21 protein-coding genes, 2 tRNA genes and 1 other RNA gene are annotated in these 24,400 nt (G+C 74.0%); 11 read left to right on the top strand and 13 right to left on the bottom strand.

Features of this window, described 5'->3' with window-relative positions:
• The first annotated feature begins 1 nt into the window (after window position 1).
• Both ACZ67Q_RS17610 and ACZ67Q_RS17605 read left to right on the top strand, forming a co-directional pair.
• Window positions 2–604, top strand: coding sequence for a response regulator transcription factor (locus ACZ67Q_RS17610; RefSeq protein ID WP_361636328.1), 603 nt, complete (start codon window positions 2–4; stop codon window positions 602–604).
• 23 nt (window positions 605–627) lie between these two features.
• A tRNA-Gly gene (locus tag ACZ67Q_RS17605) sits at window positions 628–700 on the top strand.
• Between the two features lie 127 nt (window positions 701–827).
• Here the strand turns inward: ACZ67Q_RS17605 and ACZ67Q_RS17600 are convergent.
• The 6 genes from ACZ67Q_RS17600 to ffs all read right to left on the bottom strand — a co-directional run bounded on the left by ACZ67Q_RS17600 (window position 828) and on the right by ffs (window position 9,869).
• Entirely contained in the window at window positions 828–1,727 is a 900-nt protein-coding gene (locus tag ACZ67Q_RS17600; protein WP_471182576.1) for a phosphoribosylaminoimidazolesuccinocarboxamide synthase, read from the bottom strand.
• A 104-nt stretch (window positions 1,728–1,831) separates the two neighbouring features.
• On the bottom strand, window positions 1,832–3,334 hold the full coding sequence (locus ACZ67Q_RS17595; protein WP_471182573.1) for a N,N-dimethylformamidase beta subunit family domain-containing protein: 1,503 nt from the start codon (window positions 3,332–3,334) through the stop codon (window positions 1,832–1,834).
• Window positions 3,335–3,533: 199 nt separating this feature from the next.
• Complete coding sequence (locus tag ACZ67Q_RS17590; protein WP_471182725.1) at window positions 3,534–5,420, bottom strand: hypothetical protein; 1,887 nt, start codon at window positions 5,418–5,420, stop codon at window positions 3,534–3,536.
• A gap of 278 nt (window positions 5,421–5,698) precedes the next feature.
• The gene (purD, locus tag ACZ67Q_RS17585; RefSeq protein WP_471182571.1) at window positions 5,699–6,952 is read right to left on the bottom strand and encodes a phosphoribosylamine--glycine ligase; all 1,254 of its coding nucleotides are present in this window, start codon (window positions 6,950–6,952) and stop codon (window positions 5,699–5,701) included.
• A gap of 138 nt (window positions 6,953–7,090) precedes the next feature.
• Window positions 7,091–9,610, bottom strand: a complete 2,520-nt coding sequence (locus ACZ67Q_RS17580; RefSeq protein ID WP_471182569.1) for a DNA polymerase III subunit gamma and tau — start codon at window positions 9,608–9,610, stop codon at window positions 7,091–7,093.
• Window positions 9,611–9,770: 160 nt separating this feature from the next.
• Window positions 9,771–9,869, bottom strand: an RNA gene (gene ffs, locus ACZ67Q_RS17575) — signal recognition particle sRNA small type.
• 72 nt (window positions 9,870–9,941) lie between these two features.
• Between ffs and ACZ67Q_RS17570 the strand changes: the two genes are divergently transcribed.
• Window positions 9,942–10,029 (top strand) — tRNA-Ser (locus ACZ67Q_RS17570).
• A 201-nt stretch (window positions 10,030–10,230) separates the two neighbouring features.
• Entirely contained in the window at window positions 10,231–10,689 is a 459-nt protein-coding gene (locus tag ACZ67Q_RS17565) for a protein-tyrosine phosphatase family protein (RefSeq protein WP_471182566.1), read from the top strand.
• A gap of 132 nt (window positions 10,690–10,821) precedes the next feature.
• Here ACZ67Q_RS17565 and ACZ67Q_RS17560 read toward each other — a convergent pair whose 3' ends face one another.
• The 6 genes from ACZ67Q_RS17560 to ACZ67Q_RS17535 all read right to left on the bottom strand — a co-directional run bounded on the left by ACZ67Q_RS17560 (window position 10,822) and on the right by ACZ67Q_RS17535 (window position 18,307).
• Entirely contained in the window at window positions 10,822–11,451 is a 630-nt protein-coding gene (locus tag ACZ67Q_RS17560) for a response regulator (protein ID WP_471182563.1), read from the bottom strand.
• Complete coding sequence (locus ACZ67Q_RS17555; RefSeq protein WP_471182561.1) at window positions 11,448–12,656, bottom strand: sensor histidine kinase; 1,209 nt, start codon at window positions 12,654–12,656, stop codon at window positions 11,448–11,450. The genes ACZ67Q_RS17560 and ACZ67Q_RS17555 overlap by 4 nt, the downstream gene beginning before the upstream one ends.
• Window positions 12,657–12,733: 77 nt before the next feature.
• Window positions 12,734–13,567, bottom strand: a complete 834-nt coding sequence (locus ACZ67Q_RS17550) for a pyrroline-5-carboxylate reductase family protein (protein ID WP_471182558.1) — start codon at window positions 13,565–13,567, stop codon at window positions 12,734–12,736.
• A gap of 277 nt (window positions 13,568–13,844) precedes the next feature.
• Window positions 13,845–15,578 (bottom strand): copper resistance CopC/CopD family protein, encoded by a 1,734-nt coding sequence (locus ACZ67Q_RS17545; protein WP_471182556.1) that lies wholly within the window; start codon window positions 15,576–15,578, stop codon window positions 13,845–13,847.
• Between the two features lie 64 nt (window positions 15,579–15,642).
• The gene (locus tag ACZ67Q_RS17540) at window positions 15,643–16,254 is read right to left on the bottom strand and encodes a GNAT family N-acetyltransferase (RefSeq protein ID WP_471182554.1); all 612 of its coding nucleotides are present in this window, start codon (window positions 16,252–16,254) and stop codon (window positions 15,643–15,645) included.
• Complete coding sequence (locus tag ACZ67Q_RS17535; RefSeq protein WP_471182551.1) at window positions 16,247–18,307, bottom strand: penicillin acylase family protein; 2,061 nt, start codon at window positions 18,305–18,307, stop codon at window positions 16,247–16,249. The genes ACZ67Q_RS17540 and ACZ67Q_RS17535 overlap by 8 nt, the downstream gene beginning before the upstream one ends.
• 80 nt (window positions 18,308–18,387) lie before the next feature.
• Here ACZ67Q_RS17535 and ACZ67Q_RS17530 point away from each other — a divergent pair, with 80 nt between their 5' ends.
• The 5 genes from ACZ67Q_RS17530 (at window position 18,388) to ACZ67Q_RS17510 (ending at window position 21,470) form a co-directional block, all read left to right on the top strand.
• Entirely contained in the window at window positions 18,388–19,083 is a 696-nt protein-coding gene (locus ACZ67Q_RS17530; protein ID WP_471182549.1) for a siderophore-interacting protein, read from the top strand.
• 437 nt (window positions 19,084–19,520) lie between these two features.
• Window positions 19,521–20,117: an HhH-GPD-type base excision DNA repair protein gene (locus ACZ67Q_RS17525; protein ID WP_471182547.1), complete on the top strand. Its 597-nt coding sequence runs from the start codon at window positions 19,521–19,523 to the stop codon at window positions 20,115–20,117.
• Window positions 20,118–20,163: 46 nt separating this feature from the next.
• A complete protein-coding gene (locus tag ACZ67Q_RS17520; RefSeq protein ID WP_471182544.1) occupies window positions 20,164–20,865 on the top strand; it encodes an HdeD family acid-resistance protein in 702 nt (233 codons plus the stop codon).
• A gap of 75 nt (window positions 20,866–20,940) precedes the next feature.
• Window positions 20,941–21,264, top strand: coding sequence for a hypothetical protein (locus ACZ67Q_RS17515; protein WP_471182542.1), 324 nt, complete (start codon window positions 20,941–20,943; stop codon window positions 21,262–21,264).
• Between the two features lie 59 nt (window positions 21,265–21,323).
• Window positions 21,324–21,470 (top strand): hypothetical protein, encoded by a 147-nt coding sequence (locus tag ACZ67Q_RS17510; RefSeq protein ID WP_471182540.1) that lies wholly within the window; start codon window positions 21,324–21,326, stop codon window positions 21,468–21,470.
• 24 nt (window positions 21,471–21,494) lie between these two features.
• Here the strand turns inward: ACZ67Q_RS17510 and ACZ67Q_RS17505 are convergent, their stop codons facing one another.
• Window positions 21,495–23,144: a helicase HerA-like domain-containing protein gene (locus ACZ67Q_RS17505; protein ID WP_471182537.1), complete on the bottom strand. Its 1,650-nt coding sequence runs from the start codon at window positions 23,142–23,144 to the stop codon at window positions 21,495–21,497.
• A gap of 108 nt (window positions 23,145–23,252) precedes the next feature.
• On the opposite strand from ACZ67Q_RS17505, the gene ACZ67Q_RS17500 reads away from it, so the two are divergent.
• Complete coding sequence (locus ACZ67Q_RS17500; protein ID WP_004943146.1) at window positions 23,253–23,549, top strand: type II toxin-antitoxin system VapB family antitoxin; 297 nt, start codon at window positions 23,253–23,255, stop codon at window positions 23,547–23,549.
• A 156-nt stretch (window positions 23,550–23,705) separates the two neighbouring features.
• Window positions 23,706–24,317: a LytR C-terminal domain-containing protein gene (locus ACZ67Q_RS17495; protein WP_471182723.1), complete on the top strand. Its 612-nt coding sequence runs from the start codon at window positions 23,706–23,708 to the stop codon at window positions 24,315–24,317.
• Window positions 24,318–24,400: the final 83 nt, after the last annotated feature.

Genomic DNA, 24,400 nt, shown 5'->3' with positions numbered 1-24,400 from the left:
CGTGCGGGTGCTGCTCGCGGACGACGAGCACCTCATCCGGGGTGCGCTGGCCGCGCTGCTCGCGCTGGAGGACGACCTCGTGGTGGTCGCGGAGGCGGCGAGCGGACCGGAGGCGCTGGCGATGGCGCGGGCCCACGAGCCCGATGTGGCGGTGCTGGATCTGCAGATGCCGGGGGCCGACGGTGTGAAGGTCGCCACATCCCTGCGGGCCGAACTGCCGGGTTGCCGGGTACTGATCGTCACCAGTCACGGCCGTCCCGGGCATCTGAAGCGTGCCCTCGCGGCCGGGGTGCGCGGCTTCGTGCCGAAGACGGTCAGCGCCCAGCGGCTCGCCGAGATCATCCGTACCGTGCACGCGGGAAACCGCTATGTGGACCCGGAGTTGGCGGCCGACGCGATCTCCTCCGGGGACTCGCCGCTGACCGCCCGGGAGGCCGAGGTGCTCGAACTCGCCGCCGACGGGGCTCCCGTCACGGAGATCGCCGAGCGGGCCGCACTGTCGCCCGGAACCGTGCGGAACTACCTCTCCTCCGCCGTGACCAAACTGGGGGCGGAGAACCGGCATGCGGCAGTGCGTCTCGCACGCGAGCGAGGTTGGGTATAGTTGCTCTCGCGCCACGGCGCACTGCGGACGTAGCTCAGTTGGTAGAGCGCAACCTTGCCAAGGTTGAGGTCGCGAGTTCGAGCCTCGTCGTCCGCTCTGTGGAAGAAGCCCCCGGTTCCCGCCGGGGGCTTCTTGCGTTTCCCGACGGCGCCCCCGCCGTCCCGGCCCAGCGGAGGCCGTCCGGCCCGGGGGTGCCCCCGGTTCTCACCGGGGGCGGGGCGCGTCAGCTCCAGCGCACGCCGGTCAGGCGCTCGTACGCCTCGACGTACTTGGCGCGGGTGGCCTCGACCACCTGCTCGGGCAGCTCCGGCGGCGGCTGCTCGCTCGTGCGGTCCCAGCCGGACTCGGCCGAGGTGAGCCAGTTGCGCACGAACTGCTTGTCGTACGACGGCTGGGTGCGGCCCGGCTGCCACTGGTCGGCCGGCCAGAAGCGCGAGGAGTCCGGGGTGAGCACCTCGTCGGCGATGACCAGCTGCTCGCCCTCGAAGCCGAACTCGAACTTGGTGTCGGCGAGGATGATCCCCCGGTCCCGGGCGATGTCGCGGGCCCGGGCGTACACGGCGAGGGTGGCCTGGCGCAGCTGGGCGGCGGTGTCGGCGCCGACCTGGCGGGCGACCTCCTCGTAGGAGACGTTCTCGTCGTGCTCGCCGACCTCGGCCTTGGTGGCCGGGGTGAAGATCGGGGCGGGCAGCTCCGAGCCGTCGACCAGCCCCTCGGGCAGGGCGAGGCCGCACACCGTGCGGGAGGCGTTGTACTCGAGCAGGCCCGAGCCGGTGAGGTAGCCGCGGGCCACGCACTCCACCGGGACCATCTTCAGCGACTTGCACACCAGGGTGCGGCCGCGCCAGTCGGCGGGGGCGCCCTCGGGCAGCTCGGTGCTCAGCACATGGTTGGGGACCAGGTCGACGAGCTGGTCGAACCACCACAGGGAGAGCTGGGTGAGGATGCGGCCCTTGTCGGGGATCTCCGTGGGCAGCACCCAGTCGTAGGCGGACATGCGGTCGCTGGCGACCATCACGAGGTCGCCCGCCTCGTTCTGGTACAGCTCGCGCACCTTTCCGGTGTGCAGATGCACCAGGCCCGGCACCTGAAGGGGCTCGGGCTTTTCTACGAATCCGGACACGGTTCCTCCCCGTGGGTCTGTCCAATGGCTTGATTGTCCCGTATGAGGGACGTGCCCGGGACGCCGGGTGGGCGGGAGGTGCCCGCGGGGCACCCCTTCGCCGCTCAGTCCCGTTTGCAGATGCGGTCGAGGAGGTTGGCCGTGGCGCGCTGGATGCGCGGGTCCACGTGGCCGGGGCGGTCCAGGGCCGGGGACCAGGCGAAGGTGCCGGCGGCGAACACCCAGGCGCCGGAGGGTGCCCGGTACAGGGAGGTCTCCTGGTGGCGCAGGGCGCCCTCGCTGTCGGTGTACGGGGAGTGGGCCAGCAGGATGCGCTCCTCGTGCTCGGGCAGCGCGGTGCGCGGGAAGTAGCGGTCGGCCTCACCGGCGACCAGACCGTCCAGCGCGTCGCCCTCGTGCGCTCCGGACGCCCCCCACAGCCAGTGGCCGGCGTTGCGGACGATCAGCGGGTGGGGCTCCGGCACCCGGCCGGCGTACTGGATGCCGACCACCTGCTGCTCCGGGCGGTCGATGTCCCGCCACAGCACGGGCTTGCCCGGGCCCTTGCGCTTGCGGCAGGTCAGCAGGCGGTCGGCGACGCCGGACGGGGAGGGGCCGAGCTCGACCTGCCAGTACATGGTGTTGGCGGACAGGAACACCAGGGACGTGCCGTGGTCGCGGGCCTGCTCGACGGCCCGGCGCATCGGGGCGGACCAGTACTCGTCGTGCCCGGGGAAGACCAGGCCCCGGTAGCGCGCCGGGTCGATGCGGCCGGCGTGCAGGTCGCGGGCGTCGGCGTAGGCGAGGTCGTAGCCGTAGCGCTCGGCCCAGCGGATGAAGTCGTAGGCGTGCCCGACATGCAGGGGCAGGCCCGCGCCGGCGTAGGGGCGGTCGAAGGAGACGGTCGTGGCCGCGTCCGCCTCGCCGAGCAGCCGGCCCTCCTCGTCCCACGCGTGGTACAGGCTGGCACCGGTGCGCCCGTCCTCCGGATAGAGGTTGTACGCCTGCCAGGTGACGTCCGGCAGGAGCAGCAGCAGCTCGGCGGGCCGGTCGTCGCGCACGGTGAACGGGATGTGGGAGCGGTAGCGGCCGTCGCCGGTGGTGAGGACCGCCACATACGCGCCGACGCTCCAGAAGGACGGGATCTGCATACGCCAGGACAGCCACCAGTGGTGGCAGGAGACCGTGCGGTCCGCGGCGAGCGGGGGCGGCTGGACGATGCCGGACAGCCGGGGGCTGGTGGTGATCTTGGCGGCGCCGTCACCGCCGTAGTGGCCGATGCGGTAGATGTCGACGAAGAACTCCTGGGGCGGGTCGACCGTGACGTGGAAGTCGACCGCCTCGCCGGGTGCGACCGCGCCGGTGGAGACGAAGCCCTTGATCTGGCGGTGCACGTCGTCGGCGGAGCGCAGGTCGTGCCGCTCCGCGCGGGGGGCCGGGACGCGGGCGGCGCCCTTGCGTGTGCTCTGCGGGGGGACCGGGTCGACGTACCAGGGGACGACGTGACCGGTGTCGTCGAAGTACGTCTCGCTGCCGCGCAGCCAGGGAACGGGACCCTGACCGAAGGGATCCGTCACGGCGTGCGCCAGTGCTCCCGACTCCCAGCGGCGGATCTGCTCCGACCCCATGGTCGCTCCCCTCCCTCACGCCCCCGTACGCGCCTGACGTCGTGTTCGTTCACCTGTCTTATGTCGCACGCGCTTGCCATGTGCGTGACCGGTCCCAGCACATCACATTACGCACGCATGCTGTCACTATTCGTTGCGAATTGGCCGAAAGTGGAATCAGGTGCTCCGGCCGGGGCGACGCCTCGGCGCTGCCCGGCGGTCAGACGAGCCGCAGGGGCTTCTCGGGGCGTATGCCGGTCGCGGTGAGCCACTCGCGCAGCGGGGAGGCGTCGCCGTCCTCTATCAGGCTCAGTACTCTCGGCGTGAGGTCGGTGGCGCGTTCGCCGTTGATCAGCAGGGTGGGGCCGTCCAGCCAGTCCAGACCCGGGGCGGCGCCGGCGGTGTCGATGGCCGCGCAGCACACCGTCGCCGTGACGTGGTCGGTGAGAATCTCCCGCGGGGTGCGCGGGGGCTGAAGCGGGAACAGGGGGAGCGCCGCGTCGGCCCACAGGGCGGCCGGGGCGTGCTCGGCGGAGCCCGCGGGGGTGCCGGGGGCGGCGGTCTCGGCGGTCTCCTCGTCCGCCAGCTCCGCACTCAGGCTCGCGGCGAGCGCAGCGCTGTGGGGGTGCGCCAGGTCGTCACCGTCGGGGGCGATCCGGTCGTACTGGTCTGCCGGATCGGCCGGGTCGACCGGATCGACCGGGTAGGCCGGTTCGGCCGGGTCGACCGGCTCGGCCGGGTGTGTGTGCGGCGGCGGGGCCTCGCCGGCCACGGCCGGTGGCCTCGACGGGTCGGGGGACAGCGGTGCGGCAGCGTGGGAGGTCAGCGGGTCGGACAGGTGTTCCAGGACGCGGGCGAGCGTGGGGCCAGCCGGGTCGGGAGCGGCGGCGTCACTGGGACGGCGCACGCCCAGGGTGTCCAGGACCCGGTGCAGGCGGGCGGCGTCGGTGCGCCACTTGCGGTCGACGACCTCCTCCGGATACGCCTGCCAGTCCACCGGCGACCAGTCAGGACCGGACGCGGCGGGACCGCCGTGGAAGAGGCGGGCGGCCAGCAGCGAGGCGGCCTCGTCCACCAGGCCGGGCTCCTCCAGCAGATCGCAGGCGGGACGCTCGCCGAGCCGGGAGGTGAAACCCTCCGCGAGCCGGTCGCGCCGGGACAGCTCGGTGAGCGCGGCCACCACACCGGCGTCCAGCCGGGCCGGCCACCGGCCCATCCGCCAAGCGGGCAGCGCGACCCGGGTGAGCAGACGGTCCCAGCCCGCGTAGGCGAGGCCGACCTGCTCCTGGGCGACGATACGGAGGCCGTAGTCCACGGTCTGGGCCCGCTCGGAGGCCGCCGCGGCGACCCCGCGCTCCATCTCCGCCGCGTGCCCGCGGCAGCTGCGCAGCAGCAGACGGGACACCCAGCCGACGACCGCGCACGCCGCCTTCAAGAACCGGCAGCGGCCCGGCGAGGCGGCGACGGCCACGGCCGCGTCCAGCCCCCGTACGAAGCGCCGGGCGGCGGCTATGTCCGGGTGCGCCGCGGGTCCCGTGCCGGCGACGACCGGGGCCAGCAGGGCGCGCAGCTCGCCGACCCGCATCCACCACAGGAACGGCGACCCCACGACAAGGACGGTGGCGGGAGCGCGCCGGTGGGGCTTTTCCGCCCCGGCGAGGTCGTCTCGGTCCGTCGGGCGCGCGACGGGGGCGGGCGGGCCGTGGGGCGGGTGGGTGCGCTCCTCCAGCCAGCTGTCGCAGTCCGGGGTGAGCGCTATGGCCGACGGGGCCGGGACGTCCAGGCGGTCGGCGAGGTCGCGCACCAGCCGGTACAGGTCCGGCGCGGCGTCCTCGGCGATCGGGACCGTCGGGCTGACGGCGGGGTGGGCGCGGGCGACAACCAGGGCGATACCGGCGGCGGCGAGCAGCACGAGCAGCGCCGGTACCGAGACCACCCAGCGGGCGGCGTCCCAGCCGGGCCCGACGAGATGCCCGGTGGCGCCGCCGGCCAGGAGGATCACCGCCAGGGCCGCGGGCAGCAGGGCCACCGCGGTCGCCCGGCTGCGGATCCGCAGCACGGCCAGGGCCCGGGCCCGCGCGGCCTGCGCTCCTGCCTCCACACCCATACCGGTCACGACCGGACCTCACCCCCTGCCTCTCGTCGCGGCTTCCTGGACTTGCTCACTCCCCCACTGTGGCACCCGCCACTGACATCGCAATGCCGGTGGGCCAAGTGCCGGAACCATTGCGCCGCACCCTAGTTGGGGGCCCGCCTCCCGTCAGCAGATAAGCCCATCGGTCACTCGATGGAATGGCTTTGGTCAGAGCTGGGTGACGGACAGCAAAGATCAGGCCCCGGGTTCCACGAGGAAACCCGGGGCCTGAACATGCCTGGTGAGAGGGCTTACGACCCCGCCGCCGCCTTCGCCGCGATGTCCGTGCGGTGCTGGGAGCCGTCGAGACCGATCCGGCCGACGGCGGCGTACGCCCGCTCGCGGGCCTCGGTCAGGTCCTTGCCGATGGCCGTGACCGACAGCACCCGGCCGCCGGCGCTGACCACGTTCTCCCCGTCCCGCTTCGTCCCGGCGTGCAGGACGTAGGCGTGCGGGGCGTCCTGCGCGGCCACCTCGTCGAGGCCGGTGATCGGGTCACCGGTGCGCGGGGTGCCGGGGTAGTTGTGGGAGGCGACGACCACGGTCACCGCGGCGTCGTCGCTCCAGCGCAGCGGCTCCAGGTCGGCGAGGTTGCCGGTGGCAGCGGCCATGAGGATCCCTGCCAGCGGCGTCTGCAGCCGGGCCAGGACCACCTGGGTCTCGGGGTCGCCGAACCGGGCGTTGAACTCGATGACCCGCACCCCGCGGCCGGTGATGGCCAGACCGGCGTACAGCAGCCCGGAGAACGGGGTGCCGCGGCGGCGCATCTCGTCGACGGTGGGCTGCAGGACCGTCTGCAGCACCTCGTCCACGAGCTTGGGGTCGGCCCAGGGCAGCGGGGAGTACGCGCCCATGCCGCCGGTGTTCGGGCCCTCGTCGCCGTCCAGCGCGCGCTTGAAGTCCTGGGCGGGCTGGAGCGGGACCACGGTCCGGCCGTCGGTGATGGCGAAGAGGGAGACCTCGGGGCCGTCGAGGTACTCCTCGATGACCACCCGGTCGCAGGCCGCCGCGTGCTGGACAGCGGTCTGGAGGTCGTCGGTCACGACGACGCCCTTGCCGGCGGCGAGCCCGTCGTCCTTGACGACGTAGGGGGCGCCGAAGGCGTCGAGCGCCTCGGCGACCTCCTCCGGGGTCGTGCAGACGTACGACCGCGCGGTGGGCACGGCCGCACCCGCCATCACGTCCTTGGCGAAGGCCTTGGAGCCCTCGAGCTGCGCGGCCTCCTTCGAGGGGCCGAAGACCGGGATGCCGGCCGCGCGCACGGCGTCGGCGACGCCCGCGACGAGCGGGGCCTCCGGGCCGACGACCACCAGGTCGGCACCCAGCTCACCGGCCAGCGCGCTGACGGCGGCGCCGTCCAGGGCGTCCACCGGGTGCAGCTCGGCGACCTCGGCGATGCCGGCGTTGCCGGGGGCGCAGTGCAGCGCGGTCACGGCGGGGTCGAGGGACAGGGAGCGGCACAGGGCGTGTTCGCGGGCGCCGCTGCCGATGACGAGGACCTTCACGGGGTCAGCCTAACGGCAGGCGGCGCGGTGACCTTGTGCGGGCTTCCGAGGAACCAGGTCCCGGCGCTTCGTGGTTTTCTCCGAACGAACCGCCCTGAGCTGCCCCGATCCGGGCGCTCAGGGGCACCGCTGGGAGGGTCACTCGTTGGTGAACTCCTCCACGACCGTCGCTCCCAGCTCCTTGACGATCAGTTCGTAGCCGGACAGCGCCGACTCGTTCAGGTCCGGGTCGTCGTCCTCCGGGATGTCGTCCTCGATGGACACGGGGGGCGGCTCGGGCGCCGAGGACTGCCGGGCCGGCGCGGGGGCCGGAGCCGGTACCGACGCCGACGCGTGCGGGGCCGAACCCGGTCCGGACGCCGGGGCGGTGGACTGTGCGGGCGCCGGGCGCTGTACGGCCGTGGCGCCCCCGCCACCGCCGTAGCCGCCGCCGTGACCGGAGGAGCCGCCGCCGAAGCCGGACGGGCCGCCGGACTGCGGCGGCGGGGCCGAGCCGCCCGAGGGGTCGACGACGGCCTCGATCTTCCAGTGGACGTTGAACTGCTCGGCCAGCGCCTGCTTCAGCACGTCCTCGCTGCCGCTGCCGGCGAAGTTGTCCCGGGCGCCGGCGTTGACGAAGCCGAGCTGGAGCGTGGTGCCGTCGAAGCCGGTCACCTGGGCGTTCTGGCTGAGCAGGATCCAGGTGAAGCGGCGGCGGTTCTTCACGGCCTCCAGGATGTTCGGCCACAGCCCCCTCGGGTCGAGCCCACCGGCGGCGGGCGCCGGAGAGGCGGCAGGGGGTGAGGCCGCGGCCGCGGGGGCCGAGCCGGGGGCGGGGGTGGCACGACCGGGGCCGCCGCCCGCGGGACCCGAGCCGGCCGGGCCCTGGCTGCCGGGACCCGAACCGCCGGGGCCGGCGCCGCCGCCCGCCGGGACGGCGGTGGGCCAGCCGCCGGGCCGTCGGCCGCCACCGGCCGGGGTGGCGGTGGGCCAGGCACCGGGAGAGGCCGCGGCAGAAGGTGCGGCCGCCTCGGGAGCGGTCGGCGCCGTGGGGGCGGCGGGAGCGGTGGGCGGGTGCTGGGCGGCGGCGTCGGTGTCGGCCGGTGCCGGCGCGGAGCCGTGCGCGGCCGGGGCGACCCCGGCATCGGGCTGGTCGCCACCCGGCTGCCCGGACGCACCGGCAGCCACGGCCGGAGCGGGAGCCTGAGCGCCTGCGGGAGCGCCGGGGGAGGTGGGAGCGGGTACGCCCGCGCCGGGACCTCCACCAGGCCCCGCGCCAAGCCCCGTACCGGGGCCGCCACCGGCCCCGGGCGCCCCAGCGGCCGCGGGCGCACCCGCGGCCGCGCCGCCCGAAGCGCGCACCGCCGCGCGGGCCGCCGCGGGGCCGCCGCCGGGCGGGACGGACTGGACGGGCGGCACGGGCGCACCGGCGGCCGCCGGGCCGCCGGGGTACCCGCCCCCGTGGACCTCGGGGCCGGGGACGTATCCCATGGCCGGCATACCGGCGCCCGTGGTGAAGTTCACGCCGCGCTCGATGCGGTCGAGGCGGGCCATGACGGAACGCTCGTCGCCGTAGGCGGCCGGGAGCAGGACGCGGGCGCAGATCAGCTCGAGCTGGAGGCGCGGCGAGGTGGCGCCGCGCATCTCGGTCAGGCCCTCGTTGACCAGGTCGGCGGCGCGGCTGAGCTCGGCGGCACCGAAGGAGCGCGCCTGGGCCTGCATGCGCTCGATGACGTCGGCCGGGGCGTCGATCAGCCCCTTCTCCGCGGCGTCCGGCACGGCGGCGAGGATGACGAGGTCGCGCAGCCGCTCCAGCAGGTCGGCGACGAAGCGGCGCGGGTCGTTGCCGCCCTCGATGACCCGGTCCACGACCTCGAAGGCCGCGGACCCGTCACCGGAGGCGAAGGACTCGACGACGGAGTCGAGCAGCGAGCCGTCCGTGTAGCCGAGCAGGGAGGTGGCCATGGCATACGTCACACCGTCCGCCCCGGCGCCGGCGAGGAGCTGGTCCATGACGGACATGGAGTCACGCACGGAGCCGCCGCCGGCCCGCACGACGAGCGGCAGGACGCCGTCCTCGACCGGGATGTCCTCCTTCTGGCACACCTCGCCGAGGTATTCGCGAAGCGTGCCCGGGGGGACCAGGCGGAAGGGGTAGTGGTGGGTCCGCGACCGGATGGTGCCGATGACCTTCTCGGGCTCGGTGGTCGCGAAGATGAACTTCAGATGCTCCGGGGGCTCCTCGACGACCTTCAGCAGCGCGTTGAAGCCGGCCGACGTGACCATGTGGGCCTCGTCGATGATGTAGATCTTGTACCGGCTGCGGGCGGGGCCGAAGAACGCCTTCTCGCGCAGGTCACGGGCGTCGTCCACACCACCGTGGGAAGCGGCGTCGATCTCGATGACGTCGATGGACCCGGGGCCGTTGCGCGCGAGGTCCTGGCAGGAGTGGCACTCCCCGCACGGCGTCGGGGTGGGACCTTGCTCACAGTTGAGGCAGCGGGCCAGGATCCGGGCGCTGGTGGTCTTGCCGCAGCCGCGGGGACCGCTGAACAGGTACGCGTGATTGACCCGGTTGTTCCGCAGCGCCTGCTGCAGCGGGTCGGTCACATGCTCCTGCCCGATGACCTCCGCAAAGGTCTCCGGGCGATAGCGGCGGTACAACGCGAGAGACGACACGCTTACGAGGTTATAGGCGCCCGGTGACAACGGGCTCCGCCCGCGGAACCGGGGGGCGCCCCGCACCGGAAACCGGAGGCGTGCCGCACCCGAACCGGGAGGCGGCCCGCGCCCGAACCGGAACGTGTCCCGGGAGATGTCCCGCGCTGCCGGCCCGCCGAACGCAAGCGCCCCCCACGCACCCGCCAGAGCCGACCTACCCTTGCTGCCTTCCGGCCCTGGGGGAGTTCAGTCAGATAGCGCCGCGTGAGGGGCTGCGCACAGCGTACCCGATCCGGGCCAGGGGGAACGAGTTCGCGAGCACCCTCCTCGGTCATGTAATGTTTCCGGCGGAGGATTCGCCTAGAGGCCTAGGGCGCACGCTTGGAAAGCGTGTTGGGGGCAACCCCTCACGAGTTCGAATCTCGTATCCTCCGCCAGTGCCTCACCGGGCACGATGTCGAAGGGCCCCACCGTTCGCGGTGGGGCCCTTCGACGTTGCCCGTCCCGGTTTCCGTCTCGGCGGGATCTTCGCTGCCCCGGGCTGCCGTCCCCTGGCACCGGTCCTGACCGGACCCGCTCGGGAATGATGGCGATGACCGGCCATGCGATGCGCGGCAGCGATGGGAGTGCGGATCCTCATGACCGAGCCGTGGAACTCCGCTGCGCCGGGGGTCGTCACTCTTCCGTCGGGCCGCAGGATCCGCGGGCGCGGGCTCAGGTACGGCCTCCCGGCGGGGCAGACTCCGACGCTGGCCGTCCACCTGACGGGGCACCGGCCGCCGGAGACCCCGTGGGAGTCGCTGTGGGTGGCCTGGCGGGACTTCTGGCTGCCCGCCGATCCCGTGGACGCGATGCGCACTCTCCGCCTCGCTCACGACCGTGCCGCAGGCGAACGCATGGAGATCTGCTGCGGGGGCGGCGTCGGGCGGACCGGTACGGCACTGTCCGCGCTGTGTGTCTTCGAGGGAATGACTCCGGAGGAAGCGGTCACATGGGTCCGGCGGAACTACCACCCCCGTGCGGTGGAGGTGCCGTGGCAGCGGCGTTTCGTCCGCCGGGTGTTCGCCACCGGCCCGGCCGGCTCACAGCAGCCGTAGGGCCCGGCGCCCGGCCGCCGTCGTACGCACCGGCGCCGGCACTGCCGTAGCCCCCCATGCCCGCTCCCTGCCCTAGCCCCCGCCTCACCGCTGTCGCGGCCCCCGGCGCCCGAACCGCGCGGCGCGCCCCCCTCAGGTCACCAGCCTGCGTTCCTTCGCCACCGCCACCGCGCCCGAGCGGGTGTCGACGCCGAGCTTGTCGTAGATGCGGCGCAGGTGTGTCTTGACCGTGGCCTCGCTGATGTGGAGGGCGCGGGCGATGTCGCGGTTGCCGAGGCCGCGGGAGAGGTGGGTGAGGATGTCCCGCTCGCGCGGGGTGAGCGCGAGGGCCGGGTTGCGCAGGTGGGCCATGACGCGGCCGGCGACGGGGGCGGACAGGGTGGTGCGGCCCCGCGCGGCGGAGTGGATCGCGGCGAACAGTTCCTCGGGGCGTTCGGCCTTGAGCAGGTAGCCGGTGGCGCCGGCCTCGATCGCGCGGGTGATGTCGGCGTCCGTGTCGTAGGTGGTGAGGACCAGGACGTGCGGGGCGGCCGGTTCCGCGGTCAGGCGGCGGGTGGTCTCCACGCCGTCGATGCCCTCGCCGAGCTGGAGGTCCATCAGGACGACGTCCGGGCCCAGTTTGCGGGCCAGGGCGATCGCCTCCTCGCCGCTGCCGGCCTCGCCGATCACCTCGATGTCGGGGGCGCTGCCCAGCAGGGCGAGCAGCCCGGCGCGGACCACGGCGTGGTCGTCGCAGACCAGGACACGGACGGCGGTGCTCATACGGGCGGCTCCAGGGGGATCGCGGCCGACAGCACCGTGCCCTCGCCCGGCGCCGACTCGATGGTGAGGGTGCCGCCCAGCTGGCGCAGCCGGGCGCGGATCGCGGGCAGGCCGTGACCGCGGACGGAGCCGGCCGGCCGTTCACCCGTCGCGGAGGCCTCGAAGCCGCGGCCGTCGTCGGCGACGTCCAGGACGATCTCGTCGTCCAGGCAGGTCAGGGTGAGAGTCGCGGTGCGGGCGCCGGCGTGTTCGCGGACGTTGGCGAGCGCGCCCTGCGCGATGCGCAGGAGCGCCGACTCGACCAGGGCGGGCAACGGGTGCGCCGGGATGCCCTCCGTGTGTACGCGGACCGTGAGTTCCCCCGTGCTCGCGCGCTCGGCGACCGCCCGCAGGGCCTTCACCAGTCCGCCGCCCTCCGCGAGGTCCGCCGGGGCCAGGTCGTGCACGAAGCGGCGGGCCTCGGCGAGGTCGCGTTCGGCGACGGAGGCGGCCGTACGGACGTGGGTGCGGGCCGTGGCCGGATCGGTGTCCCACAACCGGTCGGCGGCCTGCAACAGCATGCGCTGGCTGGACAGGCCCTGGGCGAGGGTGTCGTGGATCTCCCGGGCGAGCCGCTCGCGCTCGGCGAGGGTGCCCTCGCGGCGTTCGGTGGCGGCCAGTGCGCGGCGGGTGCGGATCAGGTCGTCGATCAGTGCGCGCTGCCGGCGCGCCTGGCGCTCCATGACGACGAACACGGCCGTGGCGATGGCGGCCACGGCCGGCGGCGCCAGCAGCACGTTCGGGTCGGCCCAGCCCGCGAGTTGCAGCTGGGCGGCGACGGCGAGCGCGGTGAGCCCGGTGACGAGGACGATCGCGGCGCGCGGGGGCAGGGTGCGCAGCCCGGTGTAGAAGAGAGGGACCGCGCACCAGGCGAAGCTCGGGGCGAGCGTCACCAGCACCGCCCAGGCGGCGACCACCGCCGTCAGCCAGGCCAGCCGGCGTGCGGTGAGGCGGGCGCCGAGCGCGGGCCCGAGGACGTAGAGCACCGCCAGGAACAGGGACAGGGCCAGCACCCAGGGGGTGCGGGGCTCACCGGGGTGGCGCAGCAGGAAGCGGGCCAGTGAGGCGCCGAGCAGCACGAAGAACGCCGTGTGCATGATCACGGCGAGGGTGCGGGTGTCGGCGTCGCCGTCCCGTCCGGACGCGGCCGCCGCCGTCGTGTCCATGACCCGCTCACACCTCCCCGGTACGCCGTTGAACTGGGCAAACACCTTCATTGTCGCCCCGCTTCGGCGCCGCGGGGTCATCCGATCGGCTGACTGCCGTCCGAGTCGTCCGTGTCGTCCCCGAGTTCCCGTGCCCGCCGCGCCGCCCGCCGCAGCGCGGTGACGAGGATGCCGTGCAGGTCGTGCTCCTGCAGGGCGAGGATGCCCTGCTCCGTCGTACCGCCCGGTGTCATGACGCTGCGGTAGACCTGCTCGGGGTCCTGGCCGGTGCGCTCCAGCAGGTCGGCGGTGCCGCGCAGCACCTGGCAGGCGAGGTCCAGGCCCTGCTCGGCGGTGAAGCCGGCGGCCTCGGCGAAGTCGCGGAACGCCGCCGCGATGTACGCCACGAACGCCGGGCCGCCGCCCGCCAGCGCCGTCGCGTCGTCCAGCAGTGCCTCGTCCGACACGGCCAGCACCCGGCCCATCGAGCCGAGCACGCCCTCGGCCCGGGCGGCCTCGGCGGGCGTCACCCCGGGTCCGGCGCACAGTACGGTCATGCCCTGGGACACCTGGGAGGCCATGTTCGGCATGGCCCGCACGACGCGCGGGGCGCCCAGGCGGCGGGTCAGCGCGGCGATCGGCACCCCGGCCATCACCGACACGACGGTCGCCTCGCGGAACGTGCCGGGCGCGGTGGCGGCGGCGAAGGAGTCCAGCGCCTGCTGCGGAAGGGCGAGGAGAACCAGGTCACCCGGCACGGGCCGGTACTCCGGCGCCGTCTCGACGCCCTCCGCCCGCAGCGCCGCCGCCCGCTCGTCGGCCGCCTCGACCACGGTCAGCGGCGCGTCCGGCAGGGTGGCCCGCAGCGCCTGGACGAGCACGGAGCCCATGTGACCGGCTCCGACGACGACGATGCGCTGGTGCAAGGGCATACCCCCAGCGTCCCCGGCACCGGGGGGCGGCGCGCCCGCGCGTGCTCCGACCGGGTGCCGCTGCCGCAACGGGCACGGCCGTCACGACGCGATACGACCGACCGCACCGGGCACGGCCGGCCCACGCCCTACCGAAGGCCCGCACCGGGCACGGCCGTCACCACGCCCTACCGACCGCAGCACGCTCCGCCCGGATGCCACACCCGCCACGGTCGTCACCGCACACTCTCCACCGGCCGCACCTCGCTGACCTGCCGCACCCCACCCGGAACCACCGTCACCGCGAGATCTCCACCGGCCGCACCTCGCTGACCTGGTCGGTCTCCGACAGCCGCACCGTCACCTTCATCGTCCAGGTGCCGGCCAGCGGGAGGGTGACGCGGTCGGCCGCCCAGTAGCCGCCCCGGTCGGTGACGCGGGCGTCGAGGGGGCCGATCCGCTGCGCGGGCAGGGTGAAGGACACCCGCAGTTCGGGCACGGCGGCCAGGCCGCCGTCGGGGCCGTAGACGACCGCCTGCACGGAGTTGTCGCCGACCCGGCCCGGCTCCAGCGTGATCTGCGCCTTGCCCTGGCCGCCCGGGGTGCCGACGTCGAAGGGCACGTCGGTGACGGAGGCGCCGGGCAGCCCGGGCGCGGCGAGCGGCTGCCGCTCGGCGGCCTCGGCGGCGGCACGCCCCGGGACCGTACCGGCGAGCACCGTCGAGACCAGCACGACCAGAACGCCCAGAACCGCCTCGGCGGCCACGGCCCGGCGCAGTCGCCGTCGGCCGGTCACGGACGGAGCGGAGCCCTCCGGTGCCGGCGCCCCGCTCGGCGCCCCGCCCACCAAGGCCGGCACCCTCTCCGGCACCACGGTCCCCGTCCGCAGCCGCCCGGCGAAGTGCCGCGCGCACGCCGCCCCCGCGAGCAGCAGGGCCACCGCGACCAGTTTGACCAGCAGCAACCGGCCGTACGCCGTACCGGTGAGCGCGTCGAGGGAACCGAGACCGCGCCAGGACTGGTAGACACCGGTCCCGACCAGCGCGGCGACGCACCCGAAGGCGAGCCGCGAGAACCGGTCCACGGCAGGCACCTGCACATCGGACGTGCACAGCAGTGTCACCAGCCCGCCCAGCCACACCGACATCGCCAGCAGATGCAGTACGGCCGAGACGACCGCGACGGGCACCTGGATCCCGGCGACGGCGTGCTCGGCGAGGGCCCAGGTCAGTGCGAGGCCGACGGCGACGGCGGCGCCCGCCGCACGCGCCGTGCGGCCCCATGTCCGCCTGCGCAGCAGCACCGCGGCCACCGCCAGCAGCGGCAGCCGGGCCGCCAGCGCGAGCCCCGGCCGGGTGGTCAGCGTGCGGGCCGCCGCGGCCGGATCGAGGGCGGTGGACAACCCGGTGCCCGCCTCGTAGGGAGCGCGCAGGAGCAGCAGGACGACGGTGACGCCGGCCAGCGTCCACGCCCCCACCGCCGCCGGAGCGCGCGCCGCCCTCGTCGACACCGCCCGGAACGCGCCCCCGCCGACGAGCAGGGCCACGCCCAGGTCGGCGACGTAGCGGGCGAGGTCGTACAGGCCGCCGGTGGCCGGGTCCTCGGCCGCCCCGGTGTCGAGGGGGGCCGGGGCGGGGGTGGGGGCGCCGACGGAGAACGTGAACGCGCCGGAGACGGGGTGGCTGTCGGCGGACACCACGCGCCAGGCCACGGTGTACGTGCCCCGGCCCAGCCCGCCGGGCAGGTCGACGCGCACGGTGTCGGAGTGTCCGGGGACATGCCGGGCCTCGCCCGTGCGCAGCCGGTGGTTGCCGGGGTCGAAGACGCGGAAGGAGCCGTCGAGCAGGGCCACGGACTCGGTGAAGGTGAGCGTGAGCCGGTCCGGGGCCGTCTTCAGGACCGACCCGTCACCGGGTGCGGTGTCCCGCAGGGCGGCATGCGCGGAAGCCACCCCGGCACCACCGAACAGGAACAGCGTCAGCAGGAGCCCGAGCAGCGCGACCCGCCCGAACCGCCGTCCGCCACCGACCACGCCGTCCGCTCCCCTCCTGCCGGCACCCCTCTGCCAAGAGGTACGCGCCCAGGGCCAGAAACGCTCACGCCGGCGCGGGAAAGGCGACCTCCCGCCGCAGGAAGGCCAGTCGGGCGTGTTTCTCGGGCAGGTGGACGTCCGGCAGATCGACCTCGGGCAGGACGACGGCCGGTCCCTTCTCGAATCCCAGCCGCTCGAACCGGGCGATCGCCTTGGCGTTCCGCACGTCCGGGTCGACGACGACCCGCCGCCGGTCCAGCCCGAGCAGCACGTACGACGTGATCGCCGAGGCCAGCCGCGCGGTCCAGCCGGGCCGGGCGCCGTCCGCACCGGCGGGCGCGAGCAGCAGGTGGACGCCGATGTCCCCGGCCTGGACGGGGTAGCACTCACCGACGCGGTCGGCCTCGGGCTCATAGGTCTGCAGCAGCGCGGCGCCGTGGCCGTCCTTGACGACGAGAAAGGCATGGTGGGTGTCCAGTGTGCCCATATGGCCGTAGATGTCGGCCACTTCGGCGACGGACAGCTCGGCCATCCCCCAGAACACGGCCCGCTCCTCGCTGACCCAGTGGTGGATCAGCGCGGCGTCGGCGGACGCGTCGACGGGCAGGACGCGGACGGTGCCGAAGCCGTCGATCCGCTGCTCGTGCACGGCCTCGCGGTGGCGGAGGTCAGACATCGGTCTCCTTCGTGAGCTGGTCCCAGTCGGTGACGACGGGAACGAGATCTCCCCTGAGCCACAGGGGGAGTTGGTCGCGGTGGTGCGCGGAACCGGGTGTGCCGTCGGCGCCGAAGGGCACCACCCACAGGCTGTCCTCGCGCCGGGCGAGGTCCCAGACGTAACGGGCGGCGGGCCCGCGGGCGGCCCGGTCGGTGACCCCGGGCACGGCGGAGGTGCACAGCACGCAGTCGTGGTCCCCGGACAAGGCGGGTTCCTTCTGCGGCGCCGACGGCAGCGCCCGCCAGGGTGCGAGGCGGTGGGTGTCGCCCCAGGTACCGGCCGGCGGCGCGGCGGCGACCTCCTCCAGGGCGGCGCGCACCACGGCAGGGCGGTCGACGCCGTACAACGTCTCGGCGCGCAGCAGGTGTTCCAGGGCGAAACCGATGCGCGGGGTCAGGGCGAGCCAGGGCTGGAAGACCTCCGGGTAGGCGGGCGGGGACGCGAGGGCGGCGAACGCCTCGTGCGCGGCCAGCCGCCGCACGACCGCGCCGCGCACTGCGGCGTACAGCGCCGCATCCCGGCTGCCGGCGTCCATCCGCCGGTCCCACCCGAGCAGCCGCTCCCGCAGTGCGCCGGCCTCGCCCCCGACCCCGCCGAGCGCGGCCACCTGCTCGAGCAGCGCCCCCGCGGAACCGAGAAAGACATCCGTGTGTACGGCGCTCATGTCCGCAGCGGACCACTCCCGCCGCGCGCCGAGCAGCTCGCGAATGCGGTCGGCGCGATGGGCGGGGGCGAACTCGGTCCCCAACTCGGCCGCGACGCCGCGTGCGTTGGCCATGACGGCGACACCGTCGTCGAGCCCCGCCCGGGGCATGGCATGCCAGCCGGTCCACTCGTGCCCGGGCTCCCACGCCGGTACCAGGCGGGCGCGGTTGGCCGGGTCCCGCAGCGGCACGCGTCCGGCGACCCGGTGCAGCACACCGCCCTCGGTGTCGGCGGCGTGGACGACGTTGACGGGCTCGGCCCAGGCGTCCAGGGCCCGGTCGACGTCGGCGACCCGGCGGGCACGGAGCAACGGCAGGAGGGCGCTGAAGCCCAGATCGCCGGTGACCCGGGGCGGGTGGCGCAGGCTCACCGCGCCCGGTGTGCCGTCGTCGAGCCCCTCCGGCCCGCCGGCGATGACGGGCCCGCGCGCGGTCTCGACGACCTCGACCTCGACCGTCCCCTCTCCGGCCACGCCGACGAGTTCGGTGTGCCGGACGGCCCGGTGCCAGCGGCCGTCCGGCCCCAGGGCCTCGATCCCGGCACCGGCACGGCGCAGCCGCTCCCGGTACAGGTCCTGGTAGTCGGCCATGGCGTTGGTGATGGCCCAGGCGACGGTCCCGGTGTGCCCGAAGTGGGCGATGCCGGGCACCCCTGGCACGGCGAACCCCACGACGTCGAACTCGTCGCACGCCAGCCGGATCTGCTGGTAGACGCCCGGGTCCTCGATGAACCGGTGCGGATCACCGGCGATGATCGCGTGCCCGCTCGTGGTGCGCTCCCCGCTCACCAGCCAGCCGTTGCTGCCGGCGGTGGCGGGTCCGTCGGCGGCGAACAGACCGACCGCCTCGGGCCCGAGCCGCCGGACCGCCTCCTCCCGCCACAGCTTGGCGGGAAACCCGGCGAACAGAACATGAGTGGACAGCCAGACGGCCAGCGGGGTCCAGGGCTCCCACCGCCCGGGCGTGAGGCCGGCGCGCCGGAACTCCTCACCGGGCCGCAGTCCGTCGTTCACGCCGTCGACGTAGGCACGCACCCACTGCGCGGTCTCGGGATCGCGCTCCTCCAGGGCGGTGAAGCAGCGGCGGGCGGTGTCGGCGAGCCGGGCCCGGCGGGCGAACCGGTCCCAGTCCAGCGCGCCGGGGCCGAGGAAGGCGGCGGACGTGCCCTGCGCCCGGTGCCGCTCGACCTCCAGCTGCCAGGCGCGGTCGCGGGCGGTGACCAGACCCTGGGCGCGGGCGAGGTCGTGGACGCCCGGGGCGCGCAGGTGCGGGATGCCCCAGGCGTCCCGGTGTATGGCGGTCGTCACCCTGTGACCCTTCTCGCTTTAGGTTAGGCTCACCTAACTAAACAGGTGCGGGGATCGTACTTGAACGGTGAAGGAGCGCCATGGGGCAGGGTCACGGGTGGCAGGGCACGGTCCTGAAGCTGCTGCGAGCGCGGGACTTCACGTTCACGGTGACGGGGGCGGAGGACGTCACCGCCACCTACCGACGGGTGCACCTCACCGACGGCGGCATGCTCGCGGCGACGGGAGTGCATCCGACGATGTGGGTCCGGCTGTGGTTCGAGCACGCCGGCAAGCAGCACCAGCGGGCGTACACGCTGGTCGACCCCGACCCGGAGGCCGGCACCTTCCGTCTGGAGTTCGCCCTGCACGAGGGCGTCGCGAGCGACTGGGCGCGGTCGGCCGCGCCGGGCGCCACGGTGGAGGCCACCGTCCACGGCACGGGCTTCGAACGCCCGGACCCGGAGCCGTCCCGCCTGATAGCCATCGGCGACCCGGCCTCACTGCCGGCGATCAACTCCCTCCTCGCCGCCTTCCCCACGACACCGGCGACGCTCTTCTTCGAGGGCACGCTCGAGGGCCTCCCCCTCGCCTCACACCCCGACGTCCGCGAAATCCCTCGCGGGGCGTTGCTGGAACGGGTGCGGTCCGAGCTCCCCCCGCTCCTGGACCCCGACACCTACCTCTGGATCGCCTGCGACACGACCACGACCCGCGCCCTCTCGACCCACGTCCGCAAGGAACTGTCGTTCCCGAAACGCCGAGTACACGCCCTGGGCTACTGGCAGACGAAGTAACCGCGCCGACGCCGGCGGGCTGCCACGCGCCACGACGTTAGGGCACCCACCGCCCGCCACGACGTCGGTGCAGTCGCCGACGGCGGTAAGGGGACGGGGTGGGGAGTGTCCGCCCGCAGCGGCCGGCACCGGCACAGGGCGCCGTATCAGGCGACGGGCGGCCGGACCGAGGACGGACACCCCCCGCCCCGGCCCCGACTCACGAACCGGCCGTAGGCGCTAGGCACGCCACGACGAGACGACAACGGGCCGCCGCAGGCAAAAAAGGGGCGCGGGGAACGGCGCGACCGGCCACAACGCACCCCGCAGCCGAAAAACGACCAGGCCCCGCAAGCACCGGCGACCAGCCACAACGCACCCCCACGGGACAACGCCCCGCAGAAGAACGACGCGACCCCGACAGGCACACCCACCCCCCACGCGACATCATCAAAGACATGGACGTCACCCTGCACCTCGCCCAGGACGCCACCGCCGACGCGCTCCTCGGCCGCTCCCCCCTCGCCGCCCTGATCGGAATGCTGCTCGACCAGCAGATCCCGATGGAGTGGGCGTTCAAGGGCCCCCGCACCATCGCCGACCGCCTCGGCACCGATGACCTCGACGCCCACGACATCGCCGCCACCGACCCGGAGGCCTTCGCCGCCCTGCTCTCCGAGAAGCCGGCCGTGCACCGCTACCCCGGCTCCATGGCCAAGCGCATCCAGCAGCTGTGCCAGTACCTCGTCGACCACTACGACGGCAACGCCGAACTCGTCTGGAGGGGCGTCGACGACGGCCGCGAGCTGCTCCGCCGCCTCGAGGAACTCCCCGGCTTCGGCAAGCAGAAGGCCCAGATCTTCCTCGCCCTCCTGGGCAAGCAGCTCGGCGTACGCCCCGCCGGCTGGCAGGAGGCCGCCGGCAGCTACGGCGAACCGAAGTCCTTCCGCTCCGTCGCCGACATCACCGGCCCGGAGTCGCTGGCGAAGGTACGCGCCCACAAGCAGGAGATGAAGGCCGCGGCGAAGGCGAAGAAGCAGGCGTCAACCGGTTGACCTTCCTCCGCTGGCGGCGGACACCGCCACGGCGTCAGCTTGGACCATGGCCGAGCCCCCCACCGGCTCCCCCCGGAGCCACGACGACGACACCGCGACGCACCGGCACTTCGCCCACACCACGGGCGCCCCCACCCCCACCCCCACCCACGCCCACGCCCACGCCCACGAGCCGGAACCCCCCTTCGAGGGCCCCCTGCACGCCCTCTCCCGCGCCACGTGGCAGATCGTGCTGCTCACCGGCGTCGCCTCCCTGATCCTCGGCGTCCTGGTCCTCGTCTGGCCGGGCCCCTCCCTGCTCGCCGCCGGCGTCCTCTTCGGCCTCTACCTGCTGATCAGCGGCATCTTCCAGCTCGTCGCCGCGTTCGGCACGCACCGCACGACATCCCTGCGGGTCCTGGCCTTCATCAGCGGCGCGCTGTCCGTCCTGCTGGGCCTGGTCTGCTTCCGCGCCCCCCTGCGGTCGATCCTGCTGCTCGCCCTGTGGATCGGCATCGGCTGGCTGATCCGCGGCATCACCCAGACCCTCGCCGCCGCCTCCGACCGCACCATGCCCGCCCGCGGCTGGCAGATCTTCCTCAGTGTCGTCACCTTCCTCGGCGGCGTCGTCCTGATCGACTCGCCCTTCCGTTCGGTCGCCGTCCTCACCGTCGTGGGCGGCATCTGGCTGGTGGCGGTGGGCATCACCGAGATCGTCACCGCCCTGCGCATCCGCGGCCGCGTGCACGACGTCCCCCGCACGCTGTGACGGGGCGTAGCCCGAGCGGGCGTTTCTCACTCCCGGACGCACACCACCGGCCCGCCCCCGGGGAGACGTCCTGACATGAGCCGCACCCCACGAGCCCTCCCCCGCAGTCGCACCTGGCTGCGGGCGCTCGTGCTGCTGCTCGCCCTGCTCGTCCCCGGCGAGGCGTACGCCGCCACGGCCCCGCCCGCGGCCACCGCCGCGGCGAGCGCCGAACACGACGTCACCGACACCGCCGTACGCCTGCCCGCGCACCGCGCGCACCGCACGGCCGTACCGCCGCGCCCCGCGCCGCTGCCGGACGTCCCGGCCGCCGACCACCCCCGCACCCTTGGAGAAACCCGGCCGGGGACGTCGTACACCGCCCTGTCCGTGCTGCGTTCCGTGGTGCTGCGCTGCTGACCGGACCGGCCTTTCACCCCCGGTCCGTACGACAGACAGACACCACGAGGAGCACAGCCATGCCCACGGACCCCTACGCGGTCCTGCGCGCCCTGCTGCGCGCCGAGGCCGCGCGCGGCGCCGCACCGAAACAAGGCGAACGACCACCGCACTCCCGGCAACCGCACCGGCCCCCGGCCGCTCCCCCCGAGCAGCAGGACCGCTGACGCCCCCGGCGGGGGCAGGTGGGACTACCGCCTCCGCCGGGCCGTACCGAAGAGGGACCGCGTGATCTCCCGACCGATCGTCGTCCCGACGGACCGCGCCAGCGACTTGAACATCCCGCTGCCCACGACCTGCTCGATCACCGAGGGCTCCTCGCGCGACTCCGCCCGCGGCTCCCCCCGCCGCGCCGTACGCCCCTCCGCGTCCCCCTTCGTGCGCCCCTCCGCACGCCCCTCGGGAGCCGCGCTCTCCGTCTCGCGCGCAGCGGTCAGCTTCTCGTACGCCGACTCGCGATCCACAGCCTGTGCATAACGCCCGTAGAGCGGTGAGGACGTCACCGCCCGCTCCAGGGCGGCCGTCTCGTACGGCGCCATCAGGGACTCCGGCGCACGCAGCCGCGTCGCCGCGACCGGCGTGGGCGCGCCCTTCTCGCTCAGCACCGTCACCACGGCCTCCCCGGTGCCGAGCCCGGTGAGCAGCTCCTCCAGGTCGTAACCGGAGTCCGGAAAGGTCCGCACGGTCGCCTTCAGCGCCTTGTCGTCCTCCGGTGTGAACGCCCGCAGCGCGTGCTGGATGCGGTTGCCGAGCTGGGCGAGGACGTCGGACGGTACGTCCTTCGGGGTCTGCGTGACGAAGAAGACGCCGACCCCTTTCGAGCGAATCAGCCGCACGGTCTGCGTGATCGACTCCAGGAACGCCTTGGAGGCGTCGTGGAACAGCAGATGCGCCTCGTCGAAGAAGAACACCAGCTTCGGCTTGTCGGCGTCACCGATCTCCGGCAGGTCGTGGAAGAGGTCGGCGAGCAGCCACATCAGGAAGGTGGAGAACAGTTGCGGCTTGTCCTGCACGGCGGGCAGCTCCAGGACGGAGACGACGCCCCGCCCGTCGTCCGCCGTCCGCAGCAGCTCACCGGTGTCGAACTCCGGCTCGCCGAAGAAGTCGGCCATGCCCTGCGCCTCGAAGGCGGTCAGGGACCGCAGGATCACCCCGGCGGTGGCGGTGGACAGCCCGCCGATGTTCTTCAGCTCCGCCTTGCCCTCGTCGGAGGTCAGGAAGGCGACGACCGCGCGCAGGTCCTTGAGGTCGATCAGCTCCAGGCCCTTGGTGTCGGCGTAGTGGAAGATCAGGCCGAGGGACTGTTCCTGGGTCTGGTTGAGCCGCAGCACCTTCGACAGCAGCACGGGGCCGAAGCTGGTGACGGTGGCCCGTACGGGGATGCCGTGGCCCTGGCCGCCGAGGGCGTAGAACTCCGCGGGGAAGCCGGTCGCCGTCCACTCCTGGCGGACCTCGGCGGCGCGGGAGCGGACCTTGTCGCCCGCGAGGCCCGGCGCCGCGATGCCGGACAGGTCGCCCTTGATGTCGGCGAGGAAGACGGGCACACCCTGCGCGGACAGCTGTTCGGCGATGAGCTGGAGCGTTTTGGTCTTGCCGGTGCCGGTGGCGCCGGCGACCAGGCCGTGCCGGTTGAGCACGGGCAGCGGGATGCGCACCGGCGCGTCGGGCAGGCAGTTCCCGTCCCACAGCAGGGCGCCGAGGTCGAGCGCGGGGCCGGTGAAGACGTACCCGGCGGCGATCCCGGCGGCTGCGGCGGGTAGCGAGGAGGGGGTGTCACCTGAAGGGGCGTGGGCGGACGGGGTGTTCGTGCCTGCCGCGTGGGTCTCGTCGCTGGTGCCCATCCGCCCGACCCCTCGTTTCCGTTTCGCCCTGCTATGCAACATCTTTTCCAGCGTCGCACTCCGCCTCCATGGCTGCGCCCGGAACGCCGGGACCGGTAGGCTTTCCGTGTGATCTTCAAGCGCATCGGAAACGGCCGGCCGTACCCCGACCACGGCCGGGAAAGCACCCGGCAGTGGGCGGACGTCGCACCGCGCCCGGTCCGCCTCGATCAGCTGGTGACCACCAAGCAGCAGCTCGACCTGGAGACCCTGCTCGCCGAGGACTCGACGTTCTACGGCGACCTCTTCGCGCACGTCGTGAAGTGGCAGGGCGACCTGTATCTGGAGGACGGCCTGCACCGCGCGGTCCGCGCCGCTCTCCAGCAGCGCCAGGTGCTGCACGCGCGCGTCCTGGAACTGGACTGACGAGCGTCCGGGAGCGGTACCGACCCGACGGAAGGACTCCGTCCGGTTACGGTTTGGCCCTTTCGGGTTCTCCTGGGCGGATCGAATGATCATCTAGTAGGAATCGTCGCCCGGGCGCACTACGCTGCGCCCATGAGCATGCTGACTCCCCCCGGCATGGGCGGTAAGTACCGGATCACGGGAGACAAGTACCCGCGCATGCGCCCTCCCCGGCGCCGCGGCAGGCTCGTGCTCCTCACCGCCGCCTGTGCCGTCGTGCTCGGGCTGATCGGCTGGGGCACGCTGCAGCTCATCGACGTCTTCACCGGCGGCGGCAAGAAGACCGCAGCGGCCGGCGGCAAGGCGGCGTGCGTGGCCAAGGCGAGCGCGTCGCCCGGGACCACCGCCGCGCTGCCCGCGCCGGCTCAGATCACCGTCAACGTGTTCAACGCGACGCCCCGCAGCGGCCTGGCGAAACAGACCGCCGACGAGCTGAAGAAGCGCGGCTTCCGCATCGGCGAGGTCGGCAACGCGGCCAAGCAGTACGACAAGAAGGTCCCCGGCACCGCGGTGCTGCTCGGCCCCGCGTCGTCCCTGAACAGCTCGCTGCCGGTGCTGGCCACGCAGCTGGCCGGTGCCGAACGCCGCACCGACGCCGCCCGCAAGGGCCCGGCGATCGACCTCATCCTCGGCAACACCTTCAAGTCCCTCGACGCCGAGCCGGCCGCCGACCAGGCCCTGACGAAGCTGAGGACGCCGGCGGCGACCGGAACCAAGAAGGGCTGCTGAACGCTCCGCCGGACGGCGTCGCACAGCAGCCCTCTTCGCTCCGCGGCGGCCGTCACTCCACCACCGCGTACGCTCCGCGCCGG

The sequence above is a fragment of the Streptomyces sp. NPDC036813 genome (genome assembly GCF_055609245.1).
Note: the sequence above shows the minus strand (reverse complement) of the source record. Positions and strands in the feature narration are given on the sequence as shown.